The following is a 14,806-nucleotide window of genomic DNA, read 5'->3' as shown; positions in this document are numbered from 1 at the left end:
TTGCCGCCGCTGGATCGCATTGCAGAGGTCTATCCAACCCCTCTGATCAGAACCCCTCGCGCGGCACGTGCACCCGGCCTTCCATCAGCACGCGTGCGCTGCGGCTCATGATGGCCTTGGTCACCTTCCAGTCACCATCCACCAGCTTCGCCTGCGCGCCGACACGCAACGTGCCCGACGGATGACCAAAGCAGACGTTGTCGCGCTCGCCGCCGCCGGCCGCCAGGTTCACCAGCGTGCCGGGCACGGCTGCTGCAGTGGCAATGGCGACGGACGCCGTTCCCATCATGGCGTGATGCAGCTTGCCCATGGACAGCGCACGCACCAGCACGTCGATGTCGCCCGTGCCGACCTTCTTGCCGCTGGAGGAAATGTATTCCTTGGCTGGGGCGACGAAGGCGATCTTGGGCGTGTGCTGGCGGCTGGTGGCCTCGGCAAGGTCCTTGATGAGGCCCATGCGCAGCGCGCCGTGGGCGCGGATGGTCTCGAAGCGCGACAGGGCGGCGGCGTCGCCGTTGATGGCATCCTGCAGTTCCGTGCCGCTGTAGCCCAGCGCGTCGGCTTCCAGGAAGATCGTGGGAATGCCGGAGTTGATCATTGTGGCCTTGAACGTGCCGACGCCGGGCACTTCCAGGTTGTCGACCAGATTGCCGGTGGGGAACATGGAACCGCCGTCGCCTTCTTCGGCGGGGTCCATGAATTCCAGACGCAGTTCCGCGGCGGGAAAGGTCACGCCGTCCAGTTCGAAGTCGCCGGTTTCCTGCACCGCGCCGCCGGTGATGGGCACGTGCGCGACGATGGTCTTCTGGATGTTGGCCTGCCAGATCCGCACCACTGCGATGCCGTCCTGGGGAATGCGGGCCGGGTCGACCAGGCCATTGGTGATGGCAAAGGGGCCGACCGCGGCGGACAGGTTGCCGCAGTTGCCGCTCCAGTCCACGAACGGCTGGTCGATGGAGACCTGGCCGAACAGGTAGTCCACGTCATGATCCGGGCGCGTGCTTTTGGCGACGATGACGGTCTTGCTGGTGCTGGACGTGGCGGCGCCCATGCCGTCGATCTGCTTGCCGTAGGGATCGGGGCTGCCGATCACGCGAAGCAGCAGCGCGTCACGCGCGGCGCCCGGCACGCGGGCCGATTCCGGCAGGTCGTCCAGCTTGAAGAACACGCCTTTGCTGGTGCCGCCGCGCATGTAGGTGGCGGCGATCTTGGTTTGGGGTGCATGTGCCATGTTTCGTCCTGAAATATCGGTCCAGAAATATCGGAGTAGGGCGGCGGGCGCTGCACACACCCGCCGGTCTGCACAACGGCCGGTCAGGCCAGCTTGCCGGCGTCCGTCGCGGAGGCGGCTTCCAGGAAGTCTTGCGCAAAGCGCTGCAGCACGCCGCCGGCTTCGTAGATGGACACTTCTTCGGCGGTGTCCAGGCGGCACGTCACCGGCACCTGCTCCGTGCTGCCGTTGCGGCGGTGAATCACAAGCGTCATGTCCGCGCGCGGCTTGCGCTCGCCGATGACGTCGTAGCTTTCGGTGCCGTCCAGGGCCAGCGTCTTGCGGTTCACGCCCGACTTGAACTCCAGCGGCAGCACGCCCATGCCGATCAGGTTGGTGCGGTGGATGCGCTCGAAGCCTTCGGCCACGATGGCTTCCACGCCGGCCAGGCGCACGCCCTTGGCTGCCCAGTCGCGCGACGAGCCTTGGCCGTAATCGGCGCCGGCCACGATGATGAGCGGCTGCTTGCGGTCCATGTAGGTCTCGATGGCTTCCCACATGCGCATGACCTGGCCTTCCGGTTCCACGCGCGCCAGTGAACCTTGCTGCACCGCGCCGTCGGCGTTCTTGACCATCTCGTTAAAGAGCTTGGGATTGGCAAACGTGGCGCGCTGCGCGGTCAGGTGGTCGCCGCGGTGCGTGGCGTACGAGTTGAAGTCTTCTTCCGGCAGGCCCATCTTGTGCAGGTATTCGCCCGCGGCGCTGTCCATCAGGATGGCGTTGGACGGCGACAGGTGGTCGGTGGTGATGTTGTCGCCCAGCACGGCCAGGGGCAGCATGCCGCGCAGCGTGCGCTCGCCGGCCAGCGCGCCTTCCCAGTACGGCGGACGGCGGATGTACGTGCTTTGCGGGCGCCAGTCGTACAGCGGGCTGACGGCGGCCTGGCGGTCGTCCTTGATGCCGAACATGGGGGCGTAGACCTTGCGGAACTGCTCGGGCTTGACCGCCGACTTGACCATTGCGTCGATCTCTTCGTCGCTGGGCCAGATGTCTTTCAGGCGGATCTCGCGGCCATCGGCGCCCACACCCAGCACGTCGCGCTCGATGTCGAAGCGGATCGTGCCGGCGATGGCGTACGCCACGACCAGCGGCGGCGAGGCCAGGAAGGCCTGCTTGGCGTACGGGTGGATGCGGCCGTCGAAGTTGCGGTTGCCGGACAGCACGGCGGTCGCGTACAGATCGCGGTCGATGATTTCCTGCTGGATCTTCGGGTCCAGCGCGCCGGACATGCCGTTGCACGTGGTACAGGCAAACGCCACGACGCCAAAGCCCAGCTGTTCCAGATCCTGCGTGAGGCCGGCTTCTTCCAGGTACAGCTGCACGGCCTTGGATCCCGGCGCGAGCGAGCTCTTGACCCACGGCTTGCGCGCGAGGCCCGCGCGGTTGGCGTTGCGCGCCAACAGGCCCGCGGCGATCACGTTGCGCGGGTTGCTGGTGTTGGTGCAGCTGGTGATGGCGGCGATGATGACGGCGCCGTCGGGCATCAGGCCGGGCTGGTTCTCGACCACGCCGGCGATGCCGCGCTCGGCCAGGTCCGATACCGGCAGGCGGCGATGCGGGTTGGACGGGCCGGCCAGCGTGCGCACGACGGTCGACAGGTCAAAGCGCAGCACGCGCTCGTACTGGGCGGTCTTCAGGCTGTCGGACCACAGACCAGCGGTCTTGGCGTAGTTTTCCACCAGGGCGATCTGCTCGTCCTCGCGGCCGGTCAGGCGCAGGTAGTCGATGGTTTGCTGGTCGATGGAGAACATCGCCGCGGTGGCGCCGTACTCGGGCGCCATGTTCGAGATGGTGGCGCGGTCGCCCAGCGTCAGGCTGGACGCGCCTTCGCCGTAGAACTCCAGGTACGCGCCCACCACCTTTTCCTTGCGCAGGAATTCGGTCAGCGTCAGCACGATGTCGGTGGCGGTGATGCCGGGTTGCGCGCGGCCGGACAGTTCGACGCCGACGATGTCGGGCAGGCGCATCCACGACGCACGGCCCAGCATGACGTTTTCGGCTTCCAGCCCGCCCACGCCGATGGCGATGACGCCCAGCGCGTCCACGTGCGGGGTGTGGCTGTCGGTGCCGACCAGCGTGTCGGGGAAGGCCACGCCGTTTTGCGTGTAAATGACGGGCGACATCCGCTCCAGGTTGATCTGGTGCATGATGCCGTTGCCCGGCGGCACGACCTCGATGTTCTCGAAGGCCTGCTTGGTCCAGTCGATGAAATGGAAGCGGTCTTCGTTGCGGCGGTCTTCGACCGCGCGGTTTTTGGCGAAGGCGTCCGGGTCGTTGCCATCGTATTCCACCGCCAGCGAGTGGTCCACGATCAACTGCACCGGCACCACCGGGTTGACCTTGGCCGGGTCGCCGCCTTTGTCGGCGATGGCGTCGCGCAGACCCGCCAGGTCCACCAGCGCGGTCTGGCCCAGGATGTCATGACAGACCACGCGCGCGGGAAACCACGGAAAGTCCAGGTCACGGCGGCGTTCGATCAACTGCTTGAGCGCGTCGGTCAACAGTGCCGGCTCGCACCGGCGCACCAGGTTTTCGGCCAGGACGCGGGACGTGTAGGGCAGGCCGTCATACGCGCCGGGCGCGATGGCCTCCACGGCCGCGCGGGCATCGAAGTAGTCCAGGCGGGTGCCGGGCAGGTTCTTGCGGTACGACTTGTTCATCATGCCTCCGTGCGCTGTTGGGTGCTTTGCGCGATCTGTTGTTCGATGTTGATGCGGGATGCGCGGATGTGCCGGCGCATCAGAAGTTCAGCCAACTCGCCGTCGCCGTCGGCGATGGCGTCCAGAATCCGGTGGTGCTCGGCATAGGCCTGCCGCGGGCGGTTGGGCGTCGTCGAAAACTGGATGCGGTACATGCGCGCCAGCTGATAGAGCTCGTCGCAGAGCATGCGGAACAGCATCTGGTTGCCGCTGCCCTTGACGATGCGGTAGTGGAAATCGTAATCCCCTTCCTGCTGGTAGTAGCCCAGCCCGGCCTGGAAGGCTTCGTCGCGCTCGTGCGCTTCCAGCACGCCGCGCAGTTCGTCGATTTCCGACGGCGGCATGCGGTCGGCGGCCAGGCGGCAGGCGGTGCCTTCCAGCGATTCGCGGATTTCGTAGAGTTCGACCAGTTCCTGGATCGTCAGGGAAACGACGCGCGCGCCGGCGTGCGGCACGCGGACCAGCAGCTTCTGGCCCTCCAGCCGGTGCAGGGCCTCACGCAGCGGACCGCGGCTGACGCCGTGGATGCGCGCCAGCTCGGGCTCGGAGATCTTGCTGCCCGGGGCGATCTCGCCCTTGACGATGGCGGACTGGATCTTGCGAAAGATGTGGTCCGAGAGGGTTTCGCCGAGGGGTTCGCCAACGGGGGCGCCATCGGCCGCCTGCCCGCCTGGCAAGGTGAGCACTTTGCTCATGGTGTTGACAATTCGTTCCGTCAAAGGGGGTGTTTTCGGAATAAAGCGCGATTGGCGTGCTGAATTGTCAACAATTTACTCCCGGCAAGGGCGGGGGTGCAAGCGGCCTGATCGCATGAAAAGCCCGGAGCGCGCAGCGTGCGGGGGATGCTGATCGGGCGTGCCGTCTCCGGGGAGTGCATGCTCAATCTACGGCGGATCACGCGGTTGCGTGCACAGGCGCGGACGCGGCGGCAAATGCTGGCTTATCCAGCAGACTCTCCGTCCATCGAACGCAGGGTTTCCGGGATCCGGTAGCGCCGGCCGTCAAACGTTAACGTGTGCGCCGTCCTGCCCCTGTCTTGCAGCTTCTCCACGCAATCGCCTTCCTGTAGCGCCGAACGGCTGGTCTCGTAGGATTCGGTCGCGTTAAGGTCCCTGAATCCATTGGCGACGCGGCCGCCGATGGCGAGGCTGACGCTGCTCTTCGAGAACTCGCCGGCGCAGTTGGTGTCCCACTCGCCGCCGGAACTGTCGGCGATCAGGCCGTCCAGCACCATTTTCAGCCCCTTGGGGCCGATGTCGAACAGCCGCAGGCTGGTCTCGGAAAACGGATTGGCGCGCGAAGAGCCCGTGCGGGATATCCGCAATCCGAATGCGCGGCGGCCAGGTGCGACGTCGTACCGGGCTGTGTCGAAGGACACGTCGCTGATCCGCATGGCGTCGTCCGACATCAGTCCGTCAAGCTGCAGGTGCTCAAACACCTTCAGCGTGGCGCGATCCAGCACCAGTATCCGAAGGTCGCTATCGTGGCCGAAGTCCCGGCTGGGACCATCCCGCATCAGCGGAATCGCTGCCAGCAGCAGGTCAGGATTGGCGGGCCAGATTTTACAGATCACCGCGAACGGTCCGCGCAATGGGGAGTCGGAGATCTCGATCTCGATCTCGATCTCGATGTCGTATGCTTGCTTACAGGTCCACCCGTACCTTGCCGGCCTGCACCAGCCCCGCGACATCCCGGATCTCCGCCAGCAGCGCGTCCTGCAACTGCGCGGGCGTGCCGCCGGTGGGTTCGAAACCCTGCTCGGCCAGCTTCGCGTGCACGGACTCGGTCTTCAGGGCGCGGTTGATGCCTTGATTCAGCGCGGCGATCGTCGCTTCGGGCGTGCCTGCCGCGCAGTAGGTGCCGAACTGGATCTGCGCCGAGAATCCCGCAAAGCCACTTTCGGCAACGGTGGGGATCTCCGGATACTTTGGCAGACGCTGCGGGCTGGTCACGGCCAGCACGCGCAGGCGGCCGCTCTTCAGGTAGGGCTCGACGGCGGCGATGGTGGCCACCACCACCTGGATCTGGCCGCCCAGCAGGTCGGTCATCATCGGGCCGGTGCCGCGATACGGCACGTGCAGCATCTCCATCCCGCACGCGGCCTGCAGCAGCTCGGTGGCCAGGTGCTGCGGCGTGGCGTTGCCCGGGGTGCCGAAGGTCAGCCCCTTGGGTTCGCGCCGCGCCTGAGCCACCAGTTCGGCGATCGTCTTGGCCGGCAGGTCGCTGTTGACCGCCACCATGTACGGCGACCGCGCGATGGGGCAGACCGGCGCCAGTTGCTTGAGCACGTCTTCGGGCGGCCGGGCGTAGTAGCGCACAGACGGGACGAGCCCTGCGAACAGCAGCATGCTGCCGTCCTTCGCGCCATTGGCCGTGTAGTCCGCGCCCAACATGCCGCTGGCGCCGGGCTTGTTCTCGACGATGACCGAGCGCTCCAGCGCGCCTTCCAGCGACGCGGCGATGACGCGGCCCAGCACGTCGGTGCCGCCGCCCGGCGGGAACGGCACGATCACGCGCAGGGGCGTTTCGCGCGCGGCGGCCAGGCGGGTGGCGGTGGCGCCCAGCGGGCCCAGCGACATTGCCGCCAGCGTCTTGATGAGGGTTCTGCGGTCCATGTGTCTTGTCTCCGTCCCCGCCTCGTGGCGGGGTGTCGTGCATCGTCTCTGTCAGGGCGGACGATTTCGGGTTCGGGGGAATGCGGTTGATGCGATGTCGTCGGCTAGGCTTTTGCGGATTGCGCCTGCATTGATTGCGCCTGCGCCGGATGCGCCGACACAAAGCTGCGCAGCGCAGCCGCCACCGTGCCGGGTTCCTCCACCGGCAGCATATGACGCTGTTCAGGCACCACGCGAGCGCAGGCGCGGGGCAGCGCCCGCGCCAGTTCCCGCGTCATGCGCGGGTTCGAGCCGACATCGTGTTCGCCCGTCATGACCAGCACGGGGCATGCGATCTCCGGCGCGGCCTGCGCCAGCAGCGGGTCGCCCAGCGCGAAGAGCGAGTACGCGGACAGAAAGCTCTCGCGGTCGTTGTCGAGCAGGCGCTGTTCGATCTGTGCCACGCGCGCGGGCCGCGCGGCTTGAAACGCCGGCGTGAACCAGCGCGTCAAGGACACCTTGGCGGCTTCCCGCGGATCCTGCGTGGCGGCCGCCGCCAGCCGGGCGCGCACCGCGGCGGCTTCTTCTTCCGTGCGGCGAAACACGGTGCTCAGCAGCACCAGCCGGCCCACGCGTTCGGGCCGGGCCGCGGCATAGGCGCCCGCGATCAGGCCGCCCATGGAATAACCCAGCACAGTCGCCTGCTGCCAGCCCGCGGCGTCCAGCTCCGCGTCCAGCTGCGTGATGAAGTCCTGGATGTCCGCGGTACCGCGCAACGCGGGAGCGGCGCCGTGGCCCAGCAGGTCATAGCGCAGCACGTCGAAGTCCGGTTCCAGCAAAGGAATCAGGTCATCCCACAGCGTGTGGTCCAGGCCGACGCCGTGCAAGAGGACCAGAGGTTCGCCGCGGCCGGCGCGCCGCCGTTGCGTGGTCATTTGGCGCGCGCCTCCTGCGCTTCCTGTTCCAGTTCCTTCAGGTCCGAATAACGGTTGCCGATGCGGTGATGCGGACGGCCCGACGTGGCCGCGCCCAGCGCGATCACGATCTCGTCCGGCGCCGGCGCGTCGTTGATGGTGGTCTGCACCGTCAGGTAATGCGAGCGCAGGCCCTCGTCCAGCTTGTGCATCAGCGGCACCGAGATCACGCAGCCGGGACCGCCGCGCATGTTGGTGAAGCTGAGATAGCTGGAGCCGCCCACTGCGTTGCGGTAGAAGTTGCCGAAGCGCAGCGTGTGGATCAGCGCGGACGCGTGTTCGACCTCGCCGGCGGTGCCCACCACGGCGGCCTTGCCGTAGGCCTCGATGTTGTCCGCGGATCCGGCTTGGCGCAGGATTTCGCCGACCAACAGTTCGCCCAACGGGGGCGCGGCTTCCAGAATGCCGGGCCGCAGGTCTTCCTGAAACGGCAGGCCGGCCCACGGATTGCGGATCACGGCGGCGGCCACGATCATCACCAGCGGGCGATCGGCCGCGCGGCCGCCTTCGATAAGGGTTTTCTCGACATAACTGACTACCTTGCGCACTTGCAGTGACATACGCGCTGCTCCGAAAGCTGGGGGATGAAAGGACGGGTCCATTGTTCGACGCCCCGCGCGTTTTTGACAATCCAAATTAACGTGAGCTAATTTCAGGAAATCCAAATTTGATCTGGCGCCTGTCATGCCCACGCCCTTGAAAATCCAGCACCTGCGCCAGTTCCTGATGGCCGCCGACCACGGCAGCTTTCGCGTCGCCGCGCAGGGCACGTTCCGGTCGCAGGCGGCCGTATCCGCCGCCATGCAGGATCTGGAGCAGCAGCTAGGCGCGCCGCTCTTCGAACCCGGCAAGCGCGCGCAGTTGACCGCGCTGGGCCAGGCGGTGGCGCCGCTGTTTCGCGAGCTGCTGGCCACGCATGACCGTGTGCTGGATGCGGCGCGGCAGTACGGCATGGGCAGCCAGGGACCCGTGGCGCTGGCCGTCATGCCATCGCTGGCGGACGAATGGCTGCCCCGTCTGCTGGAACGTTATGCGCGCAGCCATCCGGACATCCGCATCCGCGCGTTGGACGAAACGTCGCCCGAGGTGCATCGGCTGGTGCTGGCGGGCGACGTGCAGGTGGGCGTGGCTGGACAATCCCCGCGCACGGCCGAGGTGGCCTTCACCCCGGTGGCGCGCGACGCCTTTGGTCTGGTCTGCAAGAAGAGTCATCCGCTTGCGCGGCGGCGCGGGCCGGTGACCTGGGCGGCGCTGGCGGATGAACGCCTGATCGGCAACGCCACCTTCGAAACGCTGAAGAACCGCCAACTGGGCAGCGCCATCGACGACCCGGCGATCGTGGTCTCCAACCGCGCGTCGCTATTGGCCAGCGTAATGGGCGGCCTGGGCGTGACGGTGCTGCCGGTGCTGGCACGGCCCGCGGCGGGCAGTGGTCTTGTCTTTGTGCCGCTGGTCGAACCGGTGGTCGAACGCATCGTCGGCGTGCTGACGCGCAAGGAAGAGACCCTGCTGCCGTCGGTGGCCGCCATGCACGCGCTGGCGCTGCGGTCGCTGACGCAGTTCACGCGCCGCAAGGGCGCGGTGCTGGTGTAGGCGGAAAGCGGTCAGCCTGGTTGTAGTGCGGCCTCACCCTCCGCACGCGTAGATCATGAATTGCCGGAAGGCTTCGGCCGGCTTGGCCATGGCCGCGCGCGGATGCCACAGCAGGCCCGCTTCCATGGGCGGCACGGCATCGGTGATGGGCACGGCTTCGATCTTGCGGCCTTCGAGCGACCACGGCCGGTAGACCATGTCCGACAGCATCGTGACGCCAAACCCGTGCGCGACCAGTCCCCGCAGCGCCTCCATCGACCGCGTCCTGAAGGCAATGTCCGGCTGCAGGCCGTGGCTGCGCCAGTAGCCCAGGGTGGACCGTTCGCCCTCATCCATTTCCAGCAGGATGTACGGATAGCGCGCAATGTCGGCTAGCGACGGCGCGGCCGCCTGCGTCAACGGATGCCCGGCGGCTGTCCACAACTGGCGCCGCGAGCGCACCAGCACGTGATGGCCGAAGCGCTCGCGTTTGTCCACGTTGGACAGCAGGGCCACGCCCAGCTCCACGTCGCCGCTGGCCACCGCCTGTTCGATCTCGGGGCGGTCCAGGTCGACGAGGTCCAGCACGACGTCCGGATAGCGCCGCCGAAAGCGCGCCAGCAGATCGGGCAGGAAGTACCCCAGCACCGTGTACGACGCCGCGATCCGCACCGACCCGCGCAGCGCATAGCGCTGAAACCCCGGCTCGCGCAGCGCGTCATCCAGCGAATCGAGGACGTCGCGCGCGCGCTGGTGGAAGTTGTGTCCCTCGGGCGTCAGCGTCACCCCGTGCGCGTGGCGGTCGAACAGGCGCACGCCCAGTTGCGCTTCCAGCGCCAGGACGGCATTGGTGACGGCCGATTGCGACACGTGTTCGTCGGCTGCCGCCATGGAAAACCGTCCGGTGCGGGCGGCCGCGGCGAAGTACCGGAGTTGGCGGAGCGTGACTTCATTAGCCATGTGTTTTTCACATACCAGCTAGTCGAATATATGAATATACGATGGCTTCGCGCCTTCCTACACTGCGGAAAACACGTAAATGCCCGCACCGCAGATTGCAGGAGACAACCCCCATGAACGCCCCTCTACCCCCCGGCGTGGCCGACACCCATGGCCTGTCGCTCGACGACAAATATGCGCAGCCCACCGGCCGCGTGTACCTCAGCGGCACGCAGGCGCTGGTGCGCCTGCCCCTCATGCAGAAGCAGCGCGATGCGCAGGCCGGCCTGAACACCGCGGGCTATGTGTCCGGCTACCGGGGTTCTCCGCTGGGCGGGCTGGATCAGGCGCTGTGGAAGGCCAAGCGCCACTTGAAAGCGAACGATGTGGTGTTCCAGCCCGGCCTGAACGAGGATCTGGCGGCAACCGCCGTCTGGGGCTCGCAGCAGCTCAATCTGTTCCCCGGCGCGCAGCGCGATGGCGTCTTTGGCATGTGGTACGGCAAGGGGCCGGGGGTGGACAGGTCGGTGGACGTGCTCAAGCACGCCAATTCGGCTGGCACGTCCGCGCACGGAGGGGTGCTGATGCTGGCGGGCGACGACCACGCCGCCAAGTCTTCGTCGGTGGCGCACCAGTCGGAACACGTGCTGATCGCCAGCGGCATTCCGGTGCTGTACCCGTCCAACGTGCAGGAATACCTGGACTACGGCCTGCACGGGTGGGCCATGAGCCGTCACACGGGCCTGTGGGTGGCGATGAAATGCGTGACGGATGTGGTGGAGTCCAGCGCGTCGGTCGACGTGGACCCGTCGCGCGTGCAAATTGTGCTGCCCGAAGACGGCATGCCGCAGGGGGGCCTGAACATCCGCTGGCCGGATTCTCCGCTGGCGCAGGAGGCGCGGCTGCTGGACCACAAATGGTACGCGGCACTGGCTTACGTGCGCGCCAACAAGCTGAACCGCGTGGTGCTGGATTCGCCCAACGCACACTTCGGCATCATGACGGCCGGCAAGGCCTATCTGGACGTGCGACAGGCGCTGAACGACCTGGGGCTGGACGAGGCGGCCTGTGCGCAGGCCGGCATCCGCGTGCTGAAGGTGGGCTGCATCTGGCCGCTGGATGCGCAGGACGCGCGTGAGTTCGCCACCGGGCTCAAGGAAATTCTGGTCGTCGAGGAAAAGCGCCAGATCCTGGAGTACGCGCTCAAGGAAGAACTCTACAACTGGCGCGACGACGTGCGGCCGCGCGTGTACGGCAAGTTCGACGAACGCGAGAACGGCGGCGGCGAATGGTCCACGCCGCGCGGCGGGTGGCTGCTGCCGGCGCGCTATGAGCTGTCGCCCGCGCTGATCGCCCGCGCCATTGCCGCGCGGCTGGAGAAGGCCCACCTGTCCGACGCACTGCGTGCCCGCATCGCGGCGCGCCTGGCCGTGATCGACGCCAAAGAACGCGAGGCCAGCCGACCCACGCTGGTCGAAGAGCGCAAGCCCTGGTTCTGTTCCGGCTGTCCGCACAATACGTCGACACGCGTGCCGGAGGGGTCGCGCGCGGTCGCCGGCATCGGCTGCCACTACATGGCGATGTGGATGGACCGCAATACCGACACCTTCAGCCAGATGGGCGGGGAGGGCGTGGCGTGGCTGGGCCAGAAAGACTTCACGTCCGAGCGCCACATCTTCGCGAACCTGGGCGACGGCACTTATTTTCATTCGGGCCTGCTTGCCATCCGCGCGGCCATCGCGGCGCGCGCCCGCATCACCTACAAGATCCTCTATAACGACGCCGTCGCCATGACGGGCGGGCAGCCCGTGGACGGCGTGCTGACCGTGCCGCAGATCGCGGCACAGATGCTGGCTGAAGGCATCGTCAAGACGGTGGTCGTGACTGACGAACCCGACAAGTACACGGGCGCGCAGACGTTGCCGCCGGGCGTGGAGGTCCAGCACCGCAAGGCGCTGGACGACGTGCAGCGCGCGCTGCGCGACATCGACGGCGCTACCGTGCTGATCTACGACCAGACCTGCGCCACCGAGAAGCGCCGCCGCCGCAAGCGCGGCGAGTATCCCGACCCGGCCAAGCGCGCCTTCATCAACGAAGCGGTCTGCGAAGGCTGCGGCGATTGCTCGGTGCAGTCGAACTGCCTGTCGGTGGAACCGCTGGATACGCCGCTGGGCACGAAGCGGCGCATCAACCAGTCGTCGTGCAACAAGGACTTTTCCTGCGTTGAGGGTTTCTGCCCCAGCTTCGTGACGGCCGAAGGCGCGGTGCCGCGCAAGCCCGGCAAGCAGGGCGGCGCGCCCGCGCTGCCCGAGGCACCGCTGCCCGAGCCCGCCGATATCGCGCCGGGCGCCGCGTATCGCGTGGTGGTGGCCGGCGTGGGCGGCACGGGTGTGGTGACGGTCGGCGCGCTGATCGGCGCGGCCGCGCACATCGAGGGCAAGGGCGTGACCGTGCTGGACATGGCCGGGCTGGCGCAAAAGGGCGGCGCGGTGCTCAGCCACGTGCAGCTGGCCAACCGGCCCGAGGACCTGCACGCCACGCGCGTCGCGCTGGGCGAGGCGGATCTGGTCATCGGCTGCGACGCGCTGGTGTCGGCGTCGCCCGAGGTGCTGTCGCGCCTGCGGCCCGACCATGGCCGCGCGGTGGTCAACAGCAGCGCCGCGCCGACCGCCGCGTTCCTGTCGCAGCCGGCCTGGCGCTTTCCGGGGGCGCAGGCGCAGGCCGCGCTGACGCAGAGCACCGGCGGCCATTGCGATTTCCTGGAGGCCGGACCGCTTGCCGAGGCGCTGCTGGGCGACAGCATCTACGCCAATCCCCTGCTGTTGGGCTATGCGTGGCAAAAGGGCGGCCTGCCGCTGTCGCTGGACAGCCTGCGCCGCGCGATCGAGATCAACGGCGTGTCGGTGGACAAGAACCTGGCCGCCTTCGAACTGGGCCGCCAGGCCGCGCACCGCGGCGCCGACGCGCTGCGCCCGGCGGCGGCCGAGCACGTGGTGGCTTTGCCGGAAACCCTGGACGCGCTCGTCAACCGGCTGGCGGCGCACGTGCGCGATTACCAGGACGACGCGTACGCGCAGCGCTATCTGGCGGCCGTGGCGGCGGTGCGCTCGCGTGAGGCCGCGCTGGGCGACAAGCGTCACGACGTCACGCGCGCCGTGGCTCGCAATCTGGCCAAGCTCATGACCTACAAGGACGAGTACGAGGTGGCGCGGCTGCATGCCGACCCGGCGTTCAAGGACCGGCTGCGCGCGCAGTTCGAGGGCGAGCCGGGCCGCGACTACGCGCTGCGCTATTACCTGGCGCCGCCGGCGTTTGCGCGCCGCGACGCGCGGGGCCGGCCGCAAAAGCGTGCGTACGGGGCGTGGATGGAATCGGCGTTCCGGCTGCTCGCGCCGATGAAGCGCGTGCGCGGCACCTGGCTGGACGTATTCGGCAGGACGGCCGAGCGCCGCATGGAACGCCAGCTTGCGGCCGATTATCTGGCGCTGGCCGAGGAGTTCGCCCGCTCACTGGACGCCGGCAACCGCGACGCGGCGCTGGAGTTGGCCAACGTGCCGGATGCGATCCGCGGCTATGGGCATGTGAAAGAAAAGAGCGTGGAACAGGCGCGCGGCAAACAGGCGGCGCTGTGGGAGCGGTATCGCGGCGGTAACGCGGCGCGGCTGGCGGCCTGATCGCGGGAGGCGTGGTGTACGATCCCCCGTCAATGCGGGGGCCGGTCCCCGCCGCCCGTTGGATCCGCCATGGAAAGCATCCTCCGCAAACTCGACCTGACCTCGCTGCGCCTCTTTGTGGCGGTCTGTCAGGAGAACAGCATCGCGCGGGCGGCCGAGCGCGAGTTCATTGCGCCCTCCGCCGTCAGCCGGCGCATCGCCGACATGGAAGCGCTGATCGGCCTGCCGCTGATCGCCCGGCACACCCGCGGCGTCTCGGTGACGCCCGCCGGGCAGACCGTCCTGCGCCACGCGCGCCAGATCATCGGCGACGTCGAGGCGATGGGGGCGGAGCTGTCGCGCTTCTATGAGGGCGTGAAAGGGCACGTGCGGGTGGTGGCCAACCTGTCGGCCATCGTGCAGTTCCTGCCCGAGGACGTGGCGGCGTTTCAGCGCCTGTTTCCCGACGTGGATATCGACCTGGAAGAGCAGCACAGTCCCGACGTCCTGCGCCTGGTGCGCGAGCGGGCGGCAGACTTCGGCATCTGCAACCAGATCGCGGGCGCCGACGAGCTGGAACAATTGCCCTACCGCCGCGACCGGCTGGCGGTCATGCTGCCCTCCACGCACCCCAAGGCCTCGGCGCGCCAGCTCAGCCTGCAGGACATCGCCGACGAAACATTCGTGGGCCTGCGCGAGAACAGCGCGTTGACGCAGCTGCTGGCGGCGCGGGCCGCGGCGCTCGGCAAGACGCTGTCCGTGAAGATCCGTGTGGCCAGCCTGGACGCGCTGTGCCGCATGACGCACGCGGGCCTGGGCATCGCCGTGATGCCGCAGCAGGTCGCCGAGCTGTATCTGCAGGCGCTGGACGTAGTGGTGCGTCCCCTTTCCGATGAGTGGGCCCGGCGCCACCTTTGCATCGTGTTTCCGAACCAGGCGCAGTTGTCGGCGACCGCTAGCAAGCTGGTCCGGTTTTTGGCGCAGCAGGGCTGACGGCCGGCTTCGTCGGGACCCGCCGTCGCAACCCGTCGTCGCCATTCGCGATGGCGGGGCTGCCGATATGACACTTCGCCATTGACGGCCGTCTTCGTATAGTCAAAGCGCG

At 67.8% G+C, this 14,806-nt stretch carries 11 protein-coding genes; 3 read left to right on the top strand and 8 right to left on the bottom strand.

Annotated elements, in window-relative coordinates:
- Positions 1-46 precede the first annotated feature (46 nt).
- From prpF to ASD71_RS02105, 7 genes are all read right to left on the bottom strand, one after another.
- On the bottom strand, positions 47-1,231 hold the full coding sequence (gene prpF / locus ASD71_RS02135; RefSeq protein WP_056559276.1) for a 2-methylaconitate cis-trans isomerase PrpF: 1,185 nt from the start codon (positions 1,229-1,231) through the stop codon (positions 47-49).
- Between the two features lie 83 nt (positions 1,232-1,314).
- Positions 1,315-3,930 carry a Fe/S-dependent 2-methylisocitrate dehydratase AcnD gene (gene acnD / locus ASD71_RS02130; RefSeq protein ID WP_056559273.1) on the bottom strand — a complete coding sequence of 872 codons (2,616 nt, stop codon included), beginning with the start codon at positions 3,928-3,930 and terminating at the stop codon, positions 1,315-1,317.
- The gene (locus ASD71_RS02125) at positions 3,930-4,664 is read right to left on the bottom strand and encodes a GntR family transcriptional regulator (RefSeq protein WP_056559270.1); all 735 of its coding nucleotides are present in this window, start codon (positions 4,662-4,664) and stop codon (positions 3,930-3,932) included. Before ASD71_RS02125 ends, acnD begins: the two co-directional genes overlap by 1 nt.
- A gap of 245 nt (positions 4,665-4,909) precedes the next feature.
- Complete coding sequence (locus ASD71_RS02120) at positions 4,910-5,659, bottom strand: hypothetical protein (protein WP_056559269.1); 750 nt, start codon at positions 5,657-5,659, stop codon at positions 4,910-4,912.
- A complete protein-coding gene (locus ASD71_RS02115) occupies positions 5,613-6,584 on the bottom strand; it encodes a tripartite tricarboxylate transporter substrate binding protein (RefSeq protein WP_056559266.1) in 972 nt (323 codons plus the stop codon). The genes ASD71_RS02120 and ASD71_RS02115 overlap by 47 nt, the downstream gene beginning before the upstream one ends.
- 104 nt (positions 6,585-6,688) lie before the next feature.
- On the bottom strand, positions 6,689-7,498 hold the full coding sequence (locus tag ASD71_RS02110) for an alpha/beta fold hydrolase (RefSeq protein WP_056559262.1): 810 nt from the start codon (positions 7,496-7,498) through the stop codon (positions 6,689-6,691).
- Positions 7,495-8,097: an amino acid synthesis family protein gene (locus ASD71_RS02105; RefSeq protein WP_056559259.1), complete on the bottom strand. Its 603-nt coding sequence runs from the start codon at positions 8,095-8,097 to the stop codon at positions 7,495-7,497. The genes ASD71_RS02110 and ASD71_RS02105 overlap by 4 nt, the downstream gene beginning before the upstream one ends.
- A gap of 124 nt (positions 8,098-8,221) precedes the next feature.
- On the opposite strand from ASD71_RS02105, the gene ASD71_RS02100 reads away from it, so the two are divergent.
- Positions 8,222-9,130, top strand: coding sequence for a LysR family transcriptional regulator (locus tag ASD71_RS02100; RefSeq protein ID WP_056559255.1), 909 nt, complete (start codon positions 8,222-8,224; stop codon positions 9,128-9,130).
- 33 nt (positions 9,131-9,163) lie between these two features.
- Here ASD71_RS02100 and ASD71_RS02095 read toward each other — a convergent pair whose 3' ends face one another.
- Positions 9,164-10,069, bottom strand: a complete 906-nt coding sequence (locus tag ASD71_RS02095; protein WP_056559252.1) for a LysR family transcriptional regulator — start codon at positions 10,067-10,069, stop codon at positions 9,164-9,166.
- Positions 10,070-10,182: 113 nt separating this feature from the next.
- Between ASD71_RS02095 and ASD71_RS02090 the strand changes: the two genes are divergently transcribed.
- Complete coding sequence (locus tag ASD71_RS02090) at positions 10,183-13,722, top strand: indolepyruvate ferredoxin oxidoreductase family protein (RefSeq protein ID WP_056559249.1); 3,540 nt, start codon at positions 10,183-10,185, stop codon at positions 13,720-13,722.
- 69 nt (positions 13,723-13,791) lie between these two features.
- Positions 13,792-14,694: a LysR substrate-binding domain-containing protein gene (locus ASD71_RS02085; RefSeq protein WP_056559246.1), complete on the top strand. Its 903-nt coding sequence runs from the start codon at positions 13,792-13,794 to the stop codon at positions 14,692-14,694.
- Positions 14,695-14,806 lie beyond the last annotated feature (112 nt).

It is taken from the genome of Achromobacter sp. Root565 (genome assembly GCF_001427425.1).
GTDB lineage: Bacteria > Pseudomonadota > Gammaproteobacteria > Burkholderiales > Burkholderiaceae_B > Achromobacter > Achromobacter spanius_D.
This window is presented reverse-complemented; position numbering and strand designations above follow the sequence as displayed.

Bases quoted from the DNA above. Each gene is read 5' to 3' on its own strand.
- ASD71_RS02110 (WP_056559262.1), bottom strand. From the start codon at position 7,498: ATGACCACGCAACGGCGGCGCGCCGGCCGCGGCGAACCTCTGGTCCTC.
- ASD71_RS02085 (WP_056559246.1), top strand. From the start codon at position 13,792: ATGGAAAGCATCCTCCGCAAACTCGACCTGACCTCGCTGCGCCTCTTT.
- ASD71_RS02120 (WP_056559269.1), bottom strand. From the start codon at position 5,659: ATGTCGCGGGGCTGGTGCAGGCCGGCAAGGTACGGGTGGACCTGTAAG.
- ASD71_RS02100 (WP_056559255.1), top strand. From the start codon at position 8,222: ATGCCCACGCCCTTGAAAATCCAGCACCTGCGCCAGTTCCTGATGGCC.
- acnD (WP_056559273.1), bottom strand. From the start codon at position 3,930: ATGAACAAGTCGTACCGCAAGAACCTGCCCGGCACCCGCCTGGACTAC.
- ASD71_RS02095 (WP_056559252.1), bottom strand. From the start codon at position 10,069: ATGGCTAATGAAGTCACGCTCCGCCAACTCCGGTACTTCGCCGCGGCC.
- ASD71_RS02115 (WP_056559266.1), bottom strand. From the start codon at position 6,584: ATGGACCGCAGAACCCTCATCAAGACGCTGGCGGCAATGTCGCTGGGC.
- ASD71_RS02090 (WP_056559249.1), top strand. From the start codon at position 10,183: ATGAACGCCCCTCTACCCCCCGGCGTGGCCGACACCCATGGCCTGTCG.
- ASD71_RS02105 (WP_056559259.1), bottom strand. From the start codon at position 8,097: ATGTCACTGCAAGTGCGCAAGGTAGTCAGTTATGTCGAGAAAACCCTT.
- prpF (WP_056559276.1), bottom strand. From the start codon at position 1,231: ATGGCACATGCACCCCAAACCAAGATCGCCGCCACCTACATGCGCGGC.
- ASD71_RS02125 (WP_056559270.1), bottom strand. From the start codon at position 4,664: ATGAGCAAAGTGCTCACCTTGCCAGGCGGGCAGGCGGCCGATGGCGCC.